This window comes from Streptomyces ossamyceticus (assembly GCF_001418475.1).
Taxonomy (GTDB): domain Bacteria; phylum Actinomycetota; class Actinomycetes; order Streptomycetales; family Streptomycetaceae; genus Streptomyces; species Streptomyces ossamyceticus.
Map to the genome: position 1 here is coordinate 1 of NZ_LIQX01000255.1, position 19,559 is coordinate 19,559.

Consider the following 19,559-nt stretch of genomic DNA (forward strand, 5'->3'; position numbering starts at 1 on the left):
GACCACCGCCGCTCCCCCGCCGCCGACGCGTACGACGTCGGGTTCGGGGAGGTTCTCCAGGATGTGCGGGGCGATGCCGTGGACCACCTGGAGCTGTACGCCGAAGCGGCGGGCGGCGAGGGTCGTCCGGCCGCAGGCCCCGGGGTCGCGGTCGACGGCGATGACACCGGCGCCGCAGCGGGCCGCCTCGGTGGCGAAGGCCCCGCTGCCGGAGCCGATGTCCCACACGAGGTCGCCCACGCGCGGTCCGAGACGGGCCAGTTGGGCCGAGCGCAGCAGCTCGCCCTCCCCCTCGCCCAGGGCGCCGCCGTAGACGTCGGCGGGCAGGGCCCAGCCGCGGGGTCCGGCGCCGGGGTCACGGCCGGCGATCCAGCCGCCGTCCTCGGTGGCGCCCGCCGGGCCGATGACGATGACGAGGTTGGGGTCGCGCCAGGTGTGGTCGGCGGCCTTGTCGGAGGTGACGACGGTGACGCGTTCGCGTTCGGTGCCGAGTTCCTCGCAGATCACGAAGGTGCGGTGCACCCCTTCGAGCAGCAGGCCGAGTTCGGCGGGGCCGGCGCCGGGCGAGGTGAGGACGGCGACCTTGGTGTGGGCGCGGCACACGTTCACGGCGCGCCTGAGTGTACGGCGGTGCGCGACGACCACCTGGGCGTCGTCCCAGGGCATTCCGGCGCGGGCGAAGGCGGCGGCCACGGAGGAGACACCGGGGACGACCTCGACCTCCAGGCCGAACTCGGGGGCCCGAAGCGTGCGGACGACGCCGAAGAAACCGGGATCGCCGTCGGCGAGGACCACGGCCGTGCCACGGTGGGCGGCGATGCGGCGGGCGGCGAGGGCGACGCTGCCGAGCCGGATGCGTTCGGCGGCCGGGGGCACTTCGGGCAGGGCCAGATGGTGGGCGGCGCCGGCGACGAGGGTGGCGGCGGCGAGGGCGGAGCGCGCCGCGGCGGTCAGGGGGGAGCCGTCCCAGCCGATCACCGTGACCCGGTCGGCCATCGTCGTCAGTCTCCAGAAGGTTTTCGCAGCTCGTCAGGGAAGCCCGCACGGGGTCCCGTGAGCGTACCTGGTGACGGGGCGGGGTCCGGCGGCCGGGCTGCTGCGGCCGTGTGCGCCCGTGGGTGGTTCAGTTCCAGTCCGAGTAGGCGCCGTAACCACCGCTGTCGGCCAGTTCCTCGCTGACGCCCTCGATGTCCTCCGGGAGGAGGCTCCACACGATGTAGTCGGTGCGGACCTCGGTCCAGCCGTCCTCGGGGGTGCGTGCGCGCGCTATGCAGGCATTGCGCAGGACGCCCTCGCTGATACAGCCGATCTTCTGCGCGACCTGCTGGGAGGCGGTGTTGTCGGCGGCGGTGCGCAGCTCGATCCGTTCGAACTTCTGCTCGCGGAACAGCCATTGGGCGGTGGCGAGGGCCGCTTCGGAGGCGTAGCCCTCGCCGCGCGCCCAGGGGGCGACGACGTACGACAGTTCGGTGGACCGGACGTGCCAGTCCGTTCCGGTCAGCTGGATGACGCCGACGAGGCGCTGGGTGAGGAACTCGGTGACGGCGAGGGCGAGGCCGCGGCCGGAGGTGCGCTCGGCGGGCGCGTGCTCGGTGATCCAAATGCGGGCGCCGGCCTCGGTGAAGGGTTGCTGGACGTCGGTCCAGGCCATCACCTGCTCGTCGTTCATCATCTCGGTGAGCGCCTGGACGTCGTCCTCGTCGAACGGGCGCAGGACCAACCGCTCCGTGCTGATGGAGATGTCGGGAAAGGTGCTCGTCATGCGCCGCTCCGTAACCTTCGAAACCTTTGGGGGCTGCTGAACTGCCCAGCATGCAGCATGAAAGCACTGAATCGCACCACGGGGCCCACTCCCTGTGAGGGAGCGGACCCCATGCGTGGCGATACGCCGTATACGTGCCGCCGATTCGCCGGTACGGCCGGGCGGGAGGGTCAGAAGGAGGGGGTGACCGACCCGTTGCTCCACTTCTCCTCGATGAACTTCTTCACCTCGGGGGAGGTGAGGAGCTTCGCGAGCTTCTTCACGCGCGGGTCGTCCTCGTTGCCCTCCTTCACGGCGAGGAAGTTGCCGTTCGGGTTGTCCTTGGCGGGCTCCACGGCGAGGGCGTCGTCGGCGGGCGACAGGTCGGCCTCGATGGCGTAGTTGCCGTTGATGACGGCCGCGTCGACGTCCTCCAGGGAACGCGGGGTCTGGGCCGCCTCCAGCTCCTTGAACTTCAGCTTCTTGGGGTTCTCGGCGATGTCGGCGGGGGTCGCCGCGTTGTCGGCGCCGTCCTTGAGCGTGATGATCCCGGCGGCGTCGAGGAGCTTGAGGGCCCGCGCCTCGTTGACCGTGTCGTTCGGGACGGCGACGGTGGCGCCCGTCTTCAGGTCGTCCTTGCTCTTGACCTTGTCGGAGTAGAGGCCGAGCGGCTCCAGGTGCACGGTGACGACGGGCACGATGTGGGTGCCCTGCTTCTTGTTGAAGTCGTCGAGGTAGGGCTGGTTCTGGAAGTAGTTGGCGTCCACGGAGCCGTCCTCGGTGGCCGTGTTCGGCAGGACGTAGTCGGTGAACTCCTTGACCTCCAGGTCCAGCCCGGCCTTCTTCGCCAGGTTGTCCTTGACGAAGGTGAGGATCTCGGCGTGCGGGGTGGGGCTGGCGGCGACGACCAGCGGTCCGCTGGTGTCGGACGCGGTGTCGGACGAGCCGGAGCCGCAGGCGGTGAGCCCGAGGGTGAGGGCTCCGGCGGCGAGGACGGCGGTGGTGAGCTTGGCGGTGTTACGCACGAAAAGTGCCTTTCCTTTTGGGTGGAGCTGTCCCGTCATGGGTGGGACGGGAAGTCTGCGGGTGCCGGGAGAGGTGCGCGGAGGTCAGACCTTGGTGACCTCGGGGGCGGCGGCCCCGGCCTTCAGCAGCCGGAGCCTCGGGGCGGCTCCCGAGCGGCCGCCGCGGCGGTGGAGGGCGCGGGCCGCGTAGTCGCCGGCGAACTGGATGACGGAGATGACGACCGCCAGGACCGCCACGGTGATCCACATGAGGTCGGTCTCGAAACGCTGGTAGCCGTACCGGATGGCGATGTCGCCGAGGCCGCCCGCGCCGACGGTGCCGGCCATGGCGGAGTAGCCGATGAGGGCGACGACGGTGGTGGTCGCGGAGGAGATCAGCGAGGGCAGGGCCTCGGGGACCAGGACCTTGCGGACCACGGTCCAGGTGTTGCCGCCCATGGCCTGCACGGCTTCGACGAGCCCGTGGTCCACTTCGCGGACGGCCGTCTCGACGAGGCGCGCGAAGAACGGGATGGCGCCGATGGCGAGCGGCACGATCGCCGCCTCACGGCCGATGGTCGAGCCGGTGATCCAGCGGGTGAAGCCCATGAGGGCGACCATGAGGATGATGAAGGGCATCGAGCGGGCGATGTTCACGATCTGCCCGACGACCTTGTTGGCGAGGACGTTCTGCAGGAGCCCGCCGCGCTCGGTGAGGACGAGCAGCAGACCGAGCGGGAGTCCGCCGACGACCGCGATCAGCGTGGACCAGCCGACCATGTGGAGGGTGTCCCAACAGGCCTGCTCCAGCAGGGGCCGCATCTCGGTCCAGTTCACTTGGCACCTTCCTTCGCGAGAACGGACTCCTGGCCGGCGCGGCCGAGCACGTCGATCTGGAGGCCCTGTTCACGCAGGAACCCGATGGGGACGACGTTGTCCTCGTAGTGGCCGGGCAGTTCGATGCGCATCCGGCCGATCTGGAGTCCGCCGACGGTGTCGATGGCGGCGCCGAGGATCGAGATGTCGATGTTGTAGGTGCGGGACAGCTGGGAGATGACCGGCTGGGTGGCCGCCTCGCCCTGGAAGGTGACGTCGAGGACGGTGCGGTCGTCGCCGGACGCCTCGCCGGTGACCGGGAAGAGCGCGGAGGCCAGTTCGGAGCCGGGGGTCGCGAGGAGTTCGCTGACGGTGCCGGACTCGACGACGCGGCCCTGCTCCATGAGGGCGGCCGAGTCGCAGATCGACTTGACGACGTCCATCTCGTGCGTGATGAGCAGGACGGTCAGGCCCAGCTGCCGGTTGAGGTCGCGCAGCAGCGTCAGGATCGAGCGGGTCGTCTCCGGGTCGAGGGCGCTGGTGGCCTCGTCGGAGAGGAGGACCTTCGGGTCGCCGGCCAGGGCGCGGGCGATGCCGACGCGCTGCTTCTGGCCGCCGGAGAGCTGGGCCGGGTAGGCCTTTGCCTTGTCGGCGAGGCCGACCAGGTCGAGCAGTTCCAGGGCCTTGCGGGAGCGCTCCTTGCCGGAGGTGCCGAGGATCTCCAGCGGCAGTTCGACGTTGTCCTGGACGGTGCGCGTGGACAGCAGGTTGAAGTGCTGGAAGACCATGCCGATGCGGCTGCGCGCCCGGCGCAGCTCCCGGCCGGCGCGGGGGCCGCGGCCCGCGAGGGCGGTGAGGTCCTGGCCGGCGACCGTGACGGTGCCGGAGGTGGGACGTTCGAGGAGGTTGACGCAGCGGATCAGCGAGGACTTGCCGGCGCCGGACTGGCCGATGACGCCGTACACCTCGCCCTCGCGTACGTGCAGGTCGACTCCGTCGAGGGCGGTGACCTCGCGGCCACGGCCGCGGTAGACCTTGGTGAGGCCCGATGTGGTGATCACTGGGTTTCCATCACTGTCGAGTACGCGGGCGTGGATGTGCCCGGGTACGGGAGACAAAGGTGTGCGCGGGGCATCAAGGTCACGTACGGCGTTCGGCGTACGGACGTGCCACAGGTGCTCGCTTCGGGGCGCGAGGCTCAGGGGGTGGTGCGGGGGCCCTCTAGAAGGCGCACATTCGACACATACAACGAGCACCGGGCGTCATGGTCGCCTCGGTCGCACAGATGCGGCAGCTCGTCGTGGTCATGAGATCAGTAAAGCAGACGTAAACCGGGAGCAAGGGTCGGCTGTCCGTATTACGGACAGCCGTGGGCGACAGAGCAGCAGGTCATGCGTGTGATGTCCACTCCTTGAGCACCGGCGACTGTGGTGAAGGCCACGGCGCCCGGCGGGGGCACGTTCTCGCCCGGGGCCGGGCGCGGCGGGTGTTTTTCGCCGTAATAGGGTCGCGGCATGCTTGTTGCCCTGACGGTGGCGACCGCCGTCGCCGCGCTTCTGCTCGCCGCCTGGTGCGGCTGGGCCGCGTACCGGGACCAGCCGACCAAGGACTGGCACTTCATCGGGATGGCCGCGGTGACGGCGCTGACCCTGCTGCAGCTGGTGGTCGGGATCGTGCTGCTGGCGCGCGGCGAGAAGCCCGAGCAGGGCACCACGATCTTCGTCTCGTATCTGCTCGGCTCCTTCGCCTGCGTCCCCGTCGCGGGGTTCATGTCCCTGGCGGAGCGCACCCGCTGGGGCAGCGTGACCGTCGCGGCGGGCGGTGTGGTGCTCGCGGTGCTCCAGGTACGGCTCTACGACATCTGGGGAGGCTGAGGTGACGGCCACGGACGGCACCCCGCGCGAGACGAACGACGAGATGAACGACGAGCCGCGGGAGACGAAGCGGGCCCGCCTCATCGGCGGGCCCGGCATGCTGCTCGTCTGGCTGTACGGCGTGATGGTCGTCGGCGCGGTGTCGCGGTCCGTCGTCCAGATCTCCACCGAGTTCGAGCACGCGCCGCTCGCCTACTCGCTCTCCGCGGTCGCGGGTGTCGTGTACGGCTTCATCACGTACTCGCTCGTGCGGGGCGGGGAGTTCGCCCGGAAGGCGGCGCGGGTGTGCTGCGCCGTCGAGCTGGCGGGCGTACTGATCGTGGGGACCTGGACTCTGGTCGAGCCGTCGGCGTTCCCCGACAAGACGGTGTGGTCGGACTACGGGATCGGCTATCTGTTCATCCCGGTGATCCTGCCGATCACCGCGATGTACTGGCTGCGCAGCAGCGCGCGACAGAAGGACGCCGCCTGACGTGCGTCAGGCCGTGGCCACGTACGCCTGGGCCGGCTTCTCCAGGATCACCATCGGTACGCCGTCGCGTCCCTGGCTGGTGCCGACCGCCTCATAGCCCACCCGTCGGTACAGCCGGAGGTTCCCCTCGCTGCGGTGACCGGCGCTGAGGCGGAACTTGGTGGCGCCGCGCTCCTCCACGAGGGCCGACTCGGCCGCACGGAGCAGGCGGGCGCCGATGCCGTGGCCCTGGAGGCGGGGGTGGACGCAGAGCTTGCCGATGGAGGCGGCACCGTCCTCGTCGAGGGCGCCGCGTACGGAGCCGACCACCTCGTCACCGAGGCGGGCCACGAAGACGCAGTCCGAGGCGACCTCCGCGCGGACCGAGTCGAGGCCCTGGACGAGCGGATCGATGCGGTAGTTGCCGTACAGCGCCGCCTCGCTCTGGAAGCACAGGTACTGCAGCCTGAAGATCTGCTCGGCGTCCTGCTCGGTCGCCACCGAGATGGTCACGCTCATGCCCATGTGTGCACGCCTCCCGCTCACCTGCTCACCTGTTGTCCCCCACTCCTATCCCCGCGGTTCGCGTGCCGCAACCTCCGTCGTCAGCATTCGCCGAAGACATCCCAGGCATCTGGAACGTTCCGGACCGAGGCTGCCCTGTGAGATACCCAACTCGCCCGCGATCTCGCGATAGGTGAGGTCCCGTGATGAGAGCAGGGCCGCGAGCAGCCGGGGGCAACGGCCGGGGAGCCGGCGGACGGCGGCATACAGGGCCCGGCGGCGGGCCGCGGTGAGCGCCTGCTGTTCCGGACCGGGCGCGTGGACGTCCACGGGCTCCGCAGCGTAGGGCTGTTCGGCTCGGGCCGTCCGACGGCTGAGGCGGGCCTCGAAGCGGACGGCGCTGCGCAGCCAGCTCTCGGGATCGGCGGGCGGGCCGTCGGCGTCGAGCCGTTCCAGCAGACGCAGCCAGACCGCCTGCTCCAGGTCCCCCGCCTCGGCACCGGCGGCGTACGCCTCGGCCGACGCCTCCGCTACGAGCAGGGGGCGGAGGGTGGTGAGCATGTCGGGTGTCATATGCGCCGGGACGCCGCCGCCCCGACGGAGGGTTGCCGGGGCGGCGGGGTGTCACCCGATTCAGGGCATGCGCCGCCTCCGTTGACGCCGGGCGCGTCGGGAGCGGGAGGGAGCGCGGGGGCGCGGGTCAGTCGCCGACGAAGTCCGCGTGCGCCAGAAGGCCCGTGTCCGTGTTGTCGGTGAAGATGCCGTCGATGCCGGTTTCGAAGTACACCTTGAACGCGCCGAAGGCGTCGCCGTAGGCGTTGGCGTCCGTGCCCTTGCGGAAGTCGGCGGGCAGGAAGCTGTTCTCGTTGCGCATGGTGTAGGGGTGCAGGATCAGGCCCTTGGCGTGCGCGTCCGCGACGAGGGTGGTCGGCGTGGTGAGCCTGCCGCCGGAGTCACGCGGGATGATCAGGTCGAGGGTGGGGCCGATGCCGTTGGCGTAGGAGGCGATCCAGGCCAGCCCCTCGGGCTTGACCAGGTCGGCGACGGTGCGCGGGTCACCGGCCTCGACGAAGTCCCAGGGGCGGGTGGCGGCGCCGGACAGCAGGACGACGAGGGGGCTGTCAACCAGGCGGTCGAGGCGCTGGATGCTGCTCGGCTCGAACGACTGGAGGAACACCGGCGAGTTCTTCCGGTGGCGGTCGTACTTGCGCAGCAGCTTGGCGAGCGGCTCCTCCAGGGCGAGGCCGAGCTTGCGGAAGTAGGTGGGGTGCTTGGTCTCGACGTGCAGCCAGATCCGCCTGCCGCGCTTCCTGCCCTCCTTCTCGGCCCAGCGCAGGACCTCCTCGAAGGTGGGGATCTCCCAGCGTCCGTCGTAGAGCGTGTTCTCCTGCCGGGTGCCGGGGATGCGCTCCTTGGCGCGCAGGGTCTTCAGCTCGGCGAGGGTGAAGTCCTCGGTGAACCATCCGGTGTAGGAGACGCCGTCGACGACCTTCGTGGTCTTCCGGTCGGCGAACTCGGTGTGGGACGCCACATCGGTGGTGCCGGTGATGTCGTTCTCGTGACGGCACACCAGGTGGCCGTCCTTGGTGGGCACGAGGTCCTGTTCGATGACATGCGCGCCCATGTCGAGGGCGAGCTGGTACGAGCCGAGCGTGTGCTCCGGGCGGTAGCCGCTGGCACCGCGGTGCGCGATGATCGTCGGCACCGGCAGGCTCCGGTAGCCGCCGTGCGACGATGTGCCGGCCGCCTTGGCCTCCTCGGCTCCCGCCGTGCCGGGCAGCCCGAGGACGGCTCCGCCCGCGCCGAGCACCGCGGCCCCGAGCAGCGCTCGCCTGCCCGTTCCGCGCCCCTGCCCGCTCGGGTCCTGCGACTGACGCGACTCCTGCGTCCCCATGTCGGCTCCTCCCACCGTTGTGCCCTGCACCTGTCAAACCGGGTTGATCGTAGGTGCCATGAGGTGACTGTCGGGAGTCCTGGGACCGAACACACGGGTGACGCCTCGTGTCGTACGAGTGGCGGAATTTGACGGAGCGTCGGGCGCGGGGCGCGATGTCCGTCACATGTTGCGGGGCGGTGACGACCCGCCATCCGGGCGATACCGCAGGTAAAGGTATGTCAACAGTCCGTATCCACTCGGTGAACCCGATGTGCGCGGGCCTCGGACGCGGGAGTATCGTCCTCACCTGCACAGACTTGTTCCGGAACGCTTGACATGGGAGGGCCCGTTGTCCCGCTTCGTGCTCATCAAGGCAGTGCTCGGACCGATCATGCGCCTGATGTTCCGCCCCCGGGTGGAGGGCGCGGAGCACATTCCGGGGGACGGCCCGGTGATCCTCGCCGGCAACCATCTGACCTTCATCGACTCGATGATCCTGCCGCTGGTCTGCGACCGGCAGGTCTGCTTCATCGGCAAGGACGAGTACGTCACCGGCAAGGGCCTCAAGGGGCGGCTGATGGCGTGGTTCTTCACCGGCGTCGGCATGATCCCCGTCGACCGCGACGGCGGGCGCGGGGGTGTCGCCGCCCTGATGACCGGGCGCCGCATCCTCGACGAGGGCAAGGTGTTCGGTATCTACCCCGAGGGCACGAGGTCGCCCGACGGGCGCCTGTACCGGGGGCGTACGGGCATCGCCCGGCTGACCCTGATGACCGGCGCGCCGGTCGTGCCGTTCGCGATGATCGGCACGGACAAGATCCAGCCGGGGGGCGCGGGCCTGCCCCGGCCGCACCGGGTGACCGTGCGGTTCGGTGAGGCGATGGAGTTCTCCCGCTACGAGGGCATGGACCGGGACCGGTACGTGCTGCGGGCGGTCACCGACTCGGTGATGACCGAGGTCATGCGGCTGTCCGGGCAGGAGTACGTGGACATGTACGCCTCGAAGGCCAAGGAAGCGGCGTAGAAGACCCGACCCGGCGCCCCGGCGGGCGGGTAGGGTCCCGATGTGCGTTGACCTTCCGGGTGGCGGCCATGTGCTGCCGCAGACGGTGCGGGGCGGCTCCTGACGGGCCGCCCCTCAGGCATACCCGTCGTCACACCACCGGAGATCCGCACCATGACCGCGCAGCAGCCGCTCACCTACGACGCGTTCGTCCGGCTCGCCACCGCCGATCCGGCCGTCGTCGGCCTCGTCCTCAAGGGCTCCCGGGCCCATGACGGCATGACCACCGAGCACTCCGACCACGACCTGTACGTGGTCCTCGCCGACGGGGCGAGCACTGATCTCACCCCGTTGTCGGGTCGTCGCACCCCCGAGCTGGACCTTGTCGTCCTCTCCCTCGGCGAGTTCCGGGCAGCCGGGATGCCCGGTTTCGAGCGCTACGCCCTGGCCCGCGCCCGGATCGTGCTCGACCGCCTCGACGGAGGCATCGCCCGGATCCTCGCCGACAAGGCACGGCTGGCCTCCGACGAGGCGTCCCGGGTCGCCGGCGAGTGGCTCGACGCCTACGCCAACTCCGTCTACCGCTCCGTCAAGAACCACCGGGACGGCCAGGCACTCGCCGCGCGGCTCGACGCCGCCGACAGCGTGCGGTTCCTGCTCGAACTGCTTTTCGCACTCGACCGCCGCCCCCGCCCGTACAACAAGTATCTGGAGTGGGAACTCGCCCGGTACCCGCTGCCGGGCTGGGACACCGCCGCGTTGCTCGACGCCGTGGGCCGGGTCGCGGCCACCGGCGCCGTGGCCCCGCAACAGCGGCTCTTCGCCCGTGTCGAGGCGGTGGCACGAGAAGCGGGGCTCGGCGACGTACTGGACGCGTGGGGCGAGGACCTCGCCCTCATGCGCCCCCGGTGAGGGACCGGTTCACGACCCCGGGGGCGCACAGGGCGGTCTAGCCCTTGGTGTCCAGTCGCTGGCCGCGCAGCATGAACCAGGCCGCGGCCGCTGTCGCCAGCAGGACCGCCGCTCCGACGCCGGCCGCGAGGGTGAGGCCGTCGACGAAGGACTCCCGGGCGGACGCCAGCAGGGCCTGAGCGCTGTCCGACGGGAGACCGCCCGCCACCTCCACCGCTCCGCCCAGCGACTCGTGCGCCCCGGCCGGGGTGCCCGCGGGTGCCGCGAAGCCCCGGTAGACACCGGTCACGATCGAGCCGAGCAGGGCGATGCCGAGGGCCGCGCCGAGTTCGTACGCCGTCTCGGAGACCGCTGAGGCCGCCCCGGCCTGCTCCTTGGGGACCGAGGAGAGGATGACGTCGGCGGTCACCGTGAAGGAGAAGCCCGCGCCGACGCCGACGACCAGGAGGGCGGCTCCCAGCAGCGGATAGCCGGTGGACTCGTCGATCACCGTCAGGACGCCCAGGGCCAGCCCGATCGCGGCCAGACCACCGGCGACGACGGCCCGTACCGAGAAGCGGCGGGCGACGCGGCCGGCGACCAGACCGGCCACGACCGCGCCCACGGCGGCGGGGAGTTCCGCGAGACCCGCCTCGAAGGGCCGCCTGCCCTGAACGAGTTGCAGGTACTGGGACAGGAAGAAGACGAGGCCGGACAGGCCGAACACGGTCAGCAGGTCGGCGAGGACGGCACCCGAGAACCCGCGGTCGCGGAACAGCCGCATGTCCAGCAGCGGCTGCGGCAGGGTCAGTTGGCGGCGTACGAAGAAGAACAGTGCGGCGACGCCGAACAGGCCCGCGGCGAGCGCGTTGCCGTCGACGCCGTGGCTGGCGATCTCCTTCACGGCGTACACGACGCCGATCATGCCGACGAGCGACAGGCCGACGCTGGGCAGGTCCCACGGGCCGGGGTTCGGATGGCGGGACTCGGGGAGCAGCTTGCTGCCGACGACGACCAGCACGATCATCACGGGCAGGTTGATCAGGAAGACCGAGCCCCACCAGAAGTGCTCCAGCAGGAAACCGCCGACGACCGGGCCGACCGCCGTACCGGCGGAGGCGGTGGCGCCCCAGATGCCGATGGCGAGGCTGCGCTCACGCGGGTCGTGGAAGAGGTTGCGGATCAGGGCGAGGGTGGCGGGCATCAGGGTCGCGCCCGCGACACCGAGCAGCGCCCGGGCGAGGATCATCATCTCGGGCGTCGTCGCGTAGGCGTTCAGCACGGATATCGCGCCGAACGCGGTGGCGCCGACCAGCAGCAGCTTCTTGCGGCCGATGCGGTCGCCGAGGCTGCCGGCCGACACGAGCAGGCCCGCGATGACGAACGAGTAGACGTCGCCGATCCAGAGCAGCTGGGTGCCCGAGGGGTTGAGGTCCTCGCTGATGTAAGGGGTCGCGAGGCCGAGGACGGTCGCGTCCACGGCCACCAGCAGCACGGCGAGCACGAGGACGCCGAGCGCGAGCCAACGGCCCGGCCGCTTCACCGCCTCGGTCGTGGACGCCGGCTGCAGGGTGCTGGTCATGATTCCTCTCTCCGTACCGCTCCGCCGAGCAACAGCTCGGCGATCATGTGGGTGAAGTCCTTGCCGGCGACCCGGCCCTCCGAGACCGCCCAGGCGCCGGAGGCCAGCAGGCCGTACAGCGCCTCGGTGAGCCAGGCCGGGGTCAGGTCGATGCGGAACTCGCCGGCCGCCTGACCGCGTCTGAAGAGGGCCGCGACGCGGTCGTCGATCCTGGTCCAGCCCTTGTTCTGCGCGTCCCCCTCGAACAACTGGCTCTCGGTGTAGAGGAAGGCGAGCAGGCCGGCGGCCGGTTCGATCTCGCGCACGAGGCGTCGTACGGCGTCGTGCGCCGGGCCGTCGTCCAGGCGGGCCGCGTCGAGCGCGGTCTCGCACTCCGCGATGCAGAGCGCCTCCAGTGCCAGGACGAGTGCGTCCCGCCCCGCGAAGTGGCGGTGCAGCGTGGCCCGGCTGATCCCGGCGGCCTTGGCGACCTCGTCCATGGTCGCGGTGGATTTGCGGGTCAGCAGGGCCGCGGCACTGCGCAGCACATGGTCACGGTCGACAGCCATGAGACAACCATAGACCATATGAGACATCTTTGTCTCAGCGCGGGCATATGTGTCTCACGTCTCAGGTGCGGGTGGTCCTCGGTCGGCGCACCGCTCGACCTACGTACTGGTCGACCGGCGCGCCGCTCGGCCGGGGCCGCTCAGTGCCAGGGCAGGCTGCCGCGCTTCTCCCAGTAGGCGCGGGGCTCCTCGGCGAGTGTCGCGAGCCGGGTCAGCCGGTCCTCGTCGAGGTCCACGACCGCCGCGTGCAGGTTGGAGGCGAGCTGGTGGACGGTGGCGGCGCCGGACAGCACGACGCCCGCCCACGGTTGGCGGAGGATCAGCGCGAGGGCGACCGCGTCGCAGCCGAGGGACGTCTCGGCGGCCACGGCCCGCAGGGCGTCCGGCGCGTGCGGCTCGGCGAGCCTGCCGTTGGCCATGCCCTCCTTGACGATCACGGTGAGCCCGGCGTCGTGCGCCTCGGCGAGGGCGGGGGCGGCGGAGGTCTCCAGCGCGTTGTACGTCGACTGCACGGTACGGAAGAGAGGCTCGCCGTCGACCGTCACGGCGAGGGCGGCCCGGATGGCGTCGGCCTGTGCCGGGCCGCTCGTGGAGAAGCCGATCGTGACACCGCGGGCGGCCTCCTCCGCCAGCGCGGCGTGGAGTTCCTTGTCGGTGAGGGCCGGGCTGTCCGGGGTGACCGAGTGGATCTGGTAGAGGTCGAGCCGGTCGCCGAGCAGTTCGGCGGTCTCGGCGCGCTGCCGCGCGTATGTGGCGACGCCGTGGTCCTTGATCTCGTGGTGCTCGGCGTCGGTGGTCCAGTCGGCGGTGTAGGTGTAGCCCCATTTGCTGCCCACGACGATGTCGTCGATGTCGGGGCGGGCCTTCAGCCAGTCGGCGAGGAACTCCTCGGAGCGGCCGTAGGAGCGGGCCGCGTCGACGTAGCGGACGCCCTGCGCGTAGGCGGCGTCGAGGAGTTCGTGGGTGCGGGTGCGCAGCGCGTCGACGCCGCGGTCGGGTCCGAGGTCCTCGTCCCGGCCGAGGTTGATGTAGCCGGGGCGGCCTACGGCGGCGAGCCCGAGTCCGATGTGGCAGGTGGGGGTGGTCGCTGAGGCCAGTCGGGCGAAGGGCATCGCGGGCTCCGTTCGGTCGGCTCCTTACGGCTTCCGACCAACGTAACCCGCGATGACCTTGGTTGTGCGGTACCGGGGGGGACCGGCGTCGGCGTCAGCCCTGCTTCGCCGTCGCCCAGGCGTGCTGGACGACCAGGTCCTCCTTGACCTCCGCCAGCTGGGTGGCGACCGCCGAGGGGGCCGTGCCGCCGCGGCCGTTACGGGAGGCGAGGGCGCCGGGGACGTTGAGGACCGTGCGGACCTCGGGGGTGAGGTGGGCGGAGATCTTGGCGAACTGTTCGTCCGTCAGCTCGTCGAGCTCCTTGTTCTCGGACTCGGCGACCTTGACGCACTCGCCGGCGACCTCGTGCGCGACCCGGAACGGCACACCCTGCTTGACCAGCCACTCGGCGATGTCGGTGGCGAGGGAGAAGCCGGCGGGGGCCAGTTCCTCCATGCGCTCGCGGTGGACGGTGAGGGTGGCCATCATCCCGGTGAAGGCGGGCAGGAGGACCTCCAGCTGGTCGATGGAGTCGAAGACCGGCTCCTTGTCCTCCTGGAGGTCCCGGTTGTAGGCGAGCGGGAGGGCCTTCAGGGTCGCCATGAGGCCGGTCAGATTGCCGATGAGGCGGCCGGACTTGCCACGGGCCAGCTCGGCGATGTCCGGGTTCTTCTTCTGCGGCATGATCGAGGAGCCGGTGGAGAACGCGTCGTGGAGCGTGACGAAGGAGAACTCCTTCGTGTTCCAGATGATGACCTCCTCGGCGATCCGGGAGAGGTTCACCCCGATCATCGCGGTGATGAAGGCGAACTCGGCGACGAAGTCGCGGGAGGCCGTGCCGTCGATGGAGTTGCCCGAGCTGCCGTGCTCGAAGCCGAGGTCCTTCGCGACCGCCTCCGGGTCGAGGCCGAGGGAGGACCCGGCGAGGGCACCGGAACCGTACGGGGAGACCGCCGTGCGCTCGTCCCACTGACGCAGCCGCTCGGCGTCGCGGGACAGCGACTGCACATGCGCGAGGACGTGGTGGGCGAAAAGCACCGGCTGGGCGTGCTGGAGGTGGGTGCGGCCGGGCATCGCCACGTCCGGGTGGGCCTCGGCCAGGCCGACCAGCGCGTCCTGGAGTTCGGCGATCAGGCCGCCGAGGACGCGGGCGTGGTCGCGCAGGTACATACGGAAGAGGGTCGCGACCTGGTCGTTGCGGGAACGGCCGGCGCGCAGCTTGCCGCCCAGGTCGGGACCGAGGCGCTCCAGCAGACCCCGCTCCAGGGCGGTGTGCACGTCCTCGTCGGCGATGGTGCCGACGAAGGAGCCGTCGGCGACGTCCGCCTCCAGCCGGTCGAGGCCGGCCAGCATGTCGGTCAGCTCGCCGTCCGTGAGCAGACCCGCCTTGTGCAGCACGCGCGCGTGGGCGCGGGAGCCCGCGATGTCGTAGGGCGCCAGACGCCAGTCGAAGTGGACGGACGCGGACAGCTTCGCCAGGGCCTCGGCGGGACCGTCGGCGAAACGGCCGCCCCAGAGCCGTACGTCACCGCTGTTGCTGCTCACTCGCGTTGCTCCTAGATCTCCGTACTGCGCCGCTCACTGCCATGCATGATTATGCAGAGTTCTGCATGAATCGTCAATCCAAGAGAACTTTGGGAGATGCGGAGAAAGCTTTGAACAAATGAAACCGCTTGCTCGTAACTCTCACCGAACGCAGGCGCCGCGTTAGTTCACACCGACCACACCCGACCCGAGTGAGGCATCCGCATGTCCAGGGCTCTTCCGAAGTACAACAAGCGTCGCGTAGGGATCATCGGCGGCGCCGCCGCGGTCGTGCTCTCCGGAGCGGTCATCGCGGGTTCCGCTCTCGCCGGTGAGGGTGCCAACAACGAGGGGCAGGGCGCCGCCGCGTCCCCCGGCACCATCTCGTGCCCGGCGGTCGAGGGCAGCCTGCCGGCGATCCCCGCCTCCGCCAAGGCCGAGGTCGACAGCAACCTCGCCCAGCTGCAGACCCAGATCCAGGAGGCCAACAAGCGCCTCGTCGACACGGTCGGCCAGGGCGGCCCGAACTTCGTGCAGAACGCCATCCTCGGCCCCCTGGAGGACAAGCGCGTCGCCGCGCTGAACCGCATCGAGACCGCCATCGGCCGCGCCGCCGCCAAGCCCGAGGGCCTCGAGAAGCTCGCCCCCTGCCAGCTCAACCAGGGCGGCGCCGCGGGCGCCGGTGACCAGGCGGGCGCCGCGGCCGGTGCGGGCGCCGGGGCCGGTGCGGACGCCGGGGCCGGTGCGGGCAACGCCGGTGCGGGCGCCGACGCGGGTGCCCCGGGCACCATCTCCTGCCCGGCGGTCGAGGGCAGCCTCCCGGCGATCCCCGCCTCCGCCCAGGCCGAGGTCGACCGCAACCTCGCCCTCCTCGACACCCAGATCCAGGAAGCCAACAAGCGCCTCGTCGACACCGTCGGCCAGGGCGGCCCCAACTTCGTCAACAACGCCATCCTCGGCCCCCTGGAGGACAAGCGCGTCGCGACGCTGAACCGCATCGAGACCGCCATCGGCCGCGCCGCCGCCAAGCCCGAGGGCCTCGAGAAGCTCGCCCCCTGCCAGCTCAACCAGGGCGGCGCCGCGGGCGCCGGTGACCAGGCGGGCGCGGGCGAGGAGGCCGGTGCCGGCGCCGAGGCCGGTGCGGGTGAGGACGCGGGCAACGCGGGCGACGCCGGCAACGCCGGTGCCGAGAACAACGCGGGTGTCCCGGGCACCATCTCCTGCCCGGCGGTCGAGGGCAGCCTCCCGGCGATCCCCGCCTCCGCCCAGGCCGAGGTCGACCGCAACCTCGCCCTCCTCGACACCCAGATCCAGGAAGCCAACAAGCGCCTCGTCGACACCGTCGGCCAGGGCGGCCCCAACTTCGTCAACAACGCCATCCTCGGCCCCCTGGAGGACAAGCGCGTCGCCGCGCTGAACCGCATCGAGACCGCCATCGGCCGCGCCGCCGCCAAGCCCGAGGGCCTCGAGAAGCTCGCCCCCTGCCAGCTCAACCAGTAGTCCTCCGGCTCGGCCGGAGTGACCTCCTGCGCTCCTGATCGGGGGCGACAGGGGCCGTGGCCGCCCCGCGCGCCGGCCGGGGCGGCCATGGAAGGCCCGATTCCGGGTGGATCCTCTCAAGGGGACCCACCCGGAATTCGCGTTCTCGCACCTGATTCGCGTCCCCGACTCCGCACCCCTTCCCTCAAGAACTCCTTAGACAGGCGAAGTTTTTCCGTCAATAATCGTTAGACATGGGAAAGACCTACGAGCGCATCGACGGCCGCCTCCGTACTTTCATCGAGGCGCAGCCTCTCTTCTTCACCGCCTCGGCGCCCCTGTCGGCCGACGGCACGGTCAACCTCTCCCCCAAGGGCCTGCGGGGTTCGTTCGTGGTCCTCGACGAGCTCACGGTCGCCTATCTGGACTTCGCGGGCTCCAACGCGGAGACCATCGCGCATCTGCGGGAGAACGGCCGGATCACCCTCATGTGGTGCGCCTTCCAGGGCCCGCCCACCATCGTGCGCGTCCACGGCAAGGGCGAGGCCGTCTTCCGTGACGACCCGCGCTTCCCTGAGCTCCTGGCGCGCTTCCCCGACGTCGACCCCGCCCGACACGGTCTGCGCGCCGTCATCGTCGTGCGGGCCGAACTCGTCCGCGACAGCTGCGGCTACGCGGTGCCCTTCATGGCGTACGAGGAGGACCGCGATCTGCACGGGCGCCGCTTCGCGCGCGAGGACGACGACTCGCTCACCGCGTACTTCCGCTCCAAGGAGCACATCGAGACCAGCCTGGACGGGTTGCCTGGACTGCCGTTGCCGCTGCCGCCGTCGACCGGCTGAAACGGAACATCCCGTTCGCCGGGCGGTTTCCCCACCACGTTGAACACACGGCACTCCCTGCACGTACGTGTGGGCCAAGGGTCCAGCCCACCACGGAGGAACCGTGTCCACGATCGCCGGAGGTCGCGCCGCGCGCCGCCAGACGATGCGCCGCATCCGACCTCGCCGCTCGCCCGCCGTCCCGCTGCTGATCGCCTTCTGGGCGGGCGCGGCGGCGGTGGTGTGGCTGTGGTGGGACAACACGCCCTCCATCGCGGACCAGGGCAGCCAGATGGTCAACGCCGGCCGGATCACGGGCCTGCTCGGCGGCTACCTGATGGCGCTGGTGGTCCTCCAGATGGCGCGGGTGCCCGCGCTGGAACGCCGGGTCGGCTCCGACCGGGTCGCCCGCTGGCACGCGATGACCGGTCGCTACACGCTCTGCCTGGTCGTGGCGCACGTCGTCCTCACGATGTACGGGTACGCCCTCCAGGCCGGTCTGACCCACACCGCGATCCTCCAGCAGACCATCGACTCCATCAACCAGCTGCCGGACATGGGCAAGGCCGCCATCGGCACCGGTCTGCTGGTGTTCATCGGGCTGATCTCGATCGGCCCGGTCCGCAAGCGGATCCCGTACGACCTCTGGTACCACACCCACCTGCTGACGTACGCGGCGACGTTCCTGACGTTCTGGCACCAGATCACCACCGGCAACGAGTTCGCCGCCACCCCCGAGGCGAAGACGGGCTGGTACGCGCTGTACGGGTCGGTGACCGCGCTGGTCGTCTGGTACCGGATTTTCACCCCGATCCGGCTGAACATGCGGCACCGGCTGCGCGTCGAGGCGGTCATCGAGGAGTCGCCCGGCATCGTCTCGGTGCTGATGAGCGGGCGCAAGCTGCACCGGATGGGCGCGGAGGCCGGACAGTTCTTCCGCTGGCGGTTCCTGGCCCCCGGTATGCGGTTCAGCTCGCACCCGTACTCGCTGTCGGCGGCGCCGCGCCCCAACATGCTGCGCATCACCGTCAAGGCGATCGGCGACCACAGCTCCGCCCTGCGCGACCTGGAGCCCGGCACCCGGGTGTGGGCCGAGGGCCCGTACGGGGCGCTCACGGCCGCCAAGCGCAGCCGCGGCAAGGTGCTGCTGGTGGCCGGCGGCGTGGGCATCACACCGATGCGGGCCCTGTTCGAGACGCTGCCCGGCGCGGCCGGTGACCTGACCCTGCTCTACCGTGCCAACAGCACCCAGGACCTGGCGCTGTGGGACGAGCTCGCGCAGATCGCGGAGGAGCGCGGGGCGCGGCTGATGTACGCGGTGAACAGCCCGGAGGGCGAGCGCCCCGACATCTCGGCGGACTCCCTGCGCCGGAAGATCCCGGACATCGAGCGCCATGATGTCTTCCTGTGCGGTCCGCCCGGGTTCGCGCAGGGCGTGTACGAGGCACTGCGCGGGGCGGGCGTGCCCACCCGCCGTATCCACCACGAGTCGTTCGAGATGTGAGCGACGGGCCCGCGGGCCCGCGCGCGCACTCACCACGGGGCCGTCCCCCACCGACCCCTGCCCATGGGACTGCCCGCGGGGCTTCCCTCTACCTGCCTTCTCACTTCAGGAGCTGAAGGAGCGATGAAGAAGAGCCACCCCATCCGGCGGACCCTGCTCGCCACCGCCGCCACCGTGTCCGGCATCGTGCTGCTGCTGTCGCTGAAGCCCGCCTCGGACCCGGCCGGATCGGTACAGGCCGGAGCGGCCGGGGGCGCTCCGTCGGCCCAGGGCGGGGTGGTGGCGGGCGCGCAGACCCTCACGGGCACCGCCGTGCAGACCGACTACGGGCCGGTCCAGGTCCGCATCACCGTCGACGGCGGCAAGATCACCCAGGCCGACGCCGTCCAGAAGCCCAGCGGCGGCCGCTCCACCCAGATCAGCGGCACCGCCATCCCCAAGCTCAACCAGGCCGCCGTCGCCGCGGGCAGCGCCGACATCGACGCCGTCTCCGGCGCCACCTACACCAGCGACGGTTACAAGCAGTCGCTCCAGTCCGCCCTCGACCAGGCCGGCAAGGCGCAGGGCTCGGGCGGGCAGGGCGCGGGCGCGCAGACCCTCACGGGTACGACCGTGCAGACCGACTACGGGCCGGTCCAGGTCCGCATCACCGTCGACGGCGGCAAGATCACCCAGGCCGACGCCGTCCAGAAACCCAGCGGCGGCCGCTCCACCCAGATCAGCGGCACCGCCATCCCCAAGCTCAACCAGGCCGCCGTCGCCGCGGGCAGCGCCGACATCGACGCCGTCTCCGGCGCCACCTACACCAGCGACGGCTACAAGAAGTCCCTCCAGTCCGCCCTCGACCAG

The 19,559-nt window shown here is 71.0% G+C and carries 19 protein-coding genes and 1 pseudogene; 8 read left to right on the forward strand and 12 right to left on the reverse strand.

The features are described from left to right. The 5 genes from cbiE to AOK15_RS19795 form a co-directional block, all read right to left on the reverse strand. On the reverse strand, positions 1-996 hold a 996-nt coding region (gene cbiE / locus AOK15_RS19775; RefSeq protein WP_055518667.1), incomplete at its 3' end, for a precorrin-6y C5,15-methyltransferase (decarboxylating) subunit CbiE. A 127-nt stretch (positions 997-1,123) separates the two neighbouring features. Then, the gene (locus AOK15_RS19780) at positions 1,124-1,762 is read right to left on the reverse strand and encodes a GNAT family N-acetyltransferase (RefSeq protein WP_055518669.1); all 639 of its coding nucleotides are present in this window, start codon (positions 1,760-1,762) and stop codon (positions 1,124-1,126) included. Between the two features lie 170 nt (positions 1,763-1,932). After that, positions 1,933-2,766 carry a MetQ/NlpA family ABC transporter substrate-binding protein gene (locus AOK15_RS19785; protein WP_055518672.1) on the reverse strand — a complete coding sequence of 278 codons (834 nt, stop codon included), beginning with the start codon at positions 2,764-2,766 and terminating at the stop codon, positions 1,933-1,935. Positions 2,767-2,850: 84 nt separating this feature from the next. Continuing rightward, positions 2,851-3,582, reverse strand: coding sequence for a methionine ABC transporter permease (locus AOK15_RS19790; protein WP_055518675.1), 732 nt, complete (start codon positions 3,580-3,582; stop codon positions 2,851-2,853). Further along, complete coding sequence (locus AOK15_RS19795; protein WP_055518678.1) at positions 3,579-4,622, reverse strand: methionine ABC transporter ATP-binding protein; 1,044 nt, start codon at positions 4,620-4,622, stop codon at positions 3,579-3,581. Before AOK15_RS19795 ends, AOK15_RS19790 begins: the two co-directional genes overlap by 4 nt. Positions 4,623-5,075: 453 nt before the next feature. On the opposite strand from AOK15_RS19795, the gene AOK15_RS19800 reads away from it, so the two are divergent. Together AOK15_RS19800 and AOK15_RS19805 are read left to right on the forward strand one after the other, a co-directional pair. Continuing rightward, positions 5,076-5,435 (forward strand): hypothetical protein, encoded by a 360-nt coding sequence (locus AOK15_RS19800; RefSeq protein ID WP_055518680.1) that lies wholly within the window; start codon positions 5,076-5,078, stop codon positions 5,433-5,435. A 43-nt stretch (positions 5,436-5,478) separates the two neighbouring features. Then, positions 5,479-5,907 (forward strand): hypothetical protein, encoded by a 429-nt coding sequence (locus AOK15_RS19805; RefSeq protein ID WP_055518711.1) that lies wholly within the window; start codon positions 5,479-5,481, stop codon positions 5,905-5,907. Positions 5,908-5,913: 6 nt separating this feature from the next. Here the strand turns inward: AOK15_RS19805 and AOK15_RS19810 are convergent, their stop codons facing one another. From AOK15_RS19810 to AOK15_RS19820, 3 genes are all read right to left on the reverse strand, one after another. Then, a complete protein-coding gene (locus AOK15_RS19810) occupies positions 5,914-6,411 on the reverse strand; it encodes a GNAT family N-acetyltransferase (protein WP_055518682.1) in 498 nt (165 codons plus the stop codon). Positions 6,412-6,456: 45 nt separating this feature from the next. After that, complete coding sequence (locus AOK15_RS19815) at positions 6,457-6,963, reverse strand: RNA polymerase sigma factor (RefSeq protein WP_055518685.1); 507 nt, start codon at positions 6,961-6,963, stop codon at positions 6,457-6,459. 127 nt (positions 6,964-7,090) lie between these two features. Beyond that, a complete protein-coding gene (locus AOK15_RS19820) occupies positions 7,091-8,284 on the reverse strand; it encodes a glycerophosphodiester phosphodiesterase (protein WP_185093794.1) in 1,194 nt (397 codons plus the stop codon). 331 nt (positions 8,285-8,615) lie between these two features. Between AOK15_RS19820 and AOK15_RS19825 the strand changes: the two genes are divergently transcribed. Both AOK15_RS19825 and AOK15_RS19830 read left to right on the forward strand, forming a co-directional pair. Next, positions 8,616-9,290 carry a lysophospholipid acyltransferase family protein gene (locus tag AOK15_RS19825; RefSeq protein ID WP_055518690.1) on the forward strand — a complete coding sequence of 225 codons (675 nt, stop codon included), beginning with the start codon at positions 8,616-8,618 and terminating at the stop codon, positions 9,288-9,290. A 153-nt stretch (positions 9,291-9,443) separates the two neighbouring features. Next, on the forward strand, positions 9,444-10,181 hold the full coding sequence (locus AOK15_RS19830; RefSeq protein ID WP_055518692.1) for a hypothetical protein: 738 nt from the start codon (positions 9,444-9,446) through the stop codon (positions 10,179-10,181). A 37-nt stretch (positions 10,182-10,218) separates the two neighbouring features. Here the strand turns inward: AOK15_RS19830 and AOK15_RS19835 are convergent, their stop codons facing one another. From AOK15_RS19835 to argH, 4 genes are all read right to left on the reverse strand, one after another. Further along, on the reverse strand, positions 10,219-11,742 hold the full coding sequence (locus AOK15_RS19835; protein WP_055518694.1) for an MFS transporter: 1,524 nt from the start codon (positions 11,740-11,742) through the stop codon (positions 10,219-10,221). Beyond that, positions 11,739-12,290 (reverse strand): TetR/AcrR family transcriptional regulator, encoded by a 552-nt coding sequence (locus tag AOK15_RS19840; protein ID WP_055518696.1) that lies wholly within the window; start codon positions 12,288-12,290, stop codon positions 11,739-11,741. Before AOK15_RS19840 ends, AOK15_RS19835 begins: the two co-directional genes overlap by 4 nt. Positions 12,291-12,430: 140 nt before the next feature. After that, positions 12,431-13,402, reverse strand: coding sequence for an aldo/keto reductase (locus tag AOK15_RS19845; protein WP_055518698.1), 972 nt, complete (start codon positions 13,400-13,402; stop codon positions 12,431-12,433). 94 nt (positions 13,403-13,496) lie between these two features. Further along, positions 13,497-14,927, reverse strand: coding sequence for an argininosuccinate lyase (argH, locus tag AOK15_RS19850; RefSeq protein ID WP_055518700.1), 1,431 nt, complete (start codon positions 14,925-14,927; stop codon positions 13,497-13,499). 204 nt (positions 14,928-15,131) lie between these two features. Here argH and AOK15_RS19855 point away from each other — a divergent pair. The 4 genes and pseudogenes from AOK15_RS19855 to AOK15_RS19870 form a co-directional block, all read left to right on the forward strand. After that, a pseudogene (locus AOK15_RS19855) lies at positions 15,132-15,977 on the forward strand (hypothetical protein); the annotation flags it as partial. A gap of 662 nt (positions 15,978-16,639) precedes the next feature. Then, positions 16,640-17,227, forward strand: a complete 588-nt coding sequence (locus AOK15_RS19860; protein WP_055518706.1) for a pyridoxamine 5'-phosphate oxidase family protein — start codon at positions 16,640-16,642, stop codon at positions 17,225-17,227. A 145-nt stretch (positions 17,228-17,372) separates the two neighbouring features. After that, positions 17,373-18,710, forward strand: a complete 1,338-nt coding sequence (locus AOK15_RS19865; RefSeq protein WP_055518713.1) for a ferredoxin reductase family protein — start codon at positions 17,373-17,375, stop codon at positions 18,708-18,710. A 123-nt stretch (positions 18,711-18,833) separates the two neighbouring features. Beyond that, a partial coding sequence (locus tag AOK15_RS19870) for an FMN-binding protein (RefSeq protein ID WP_055518708.1) occupies positions 18,834-19,559 on the forward strand: 726 nt, incomplete at its 3' end.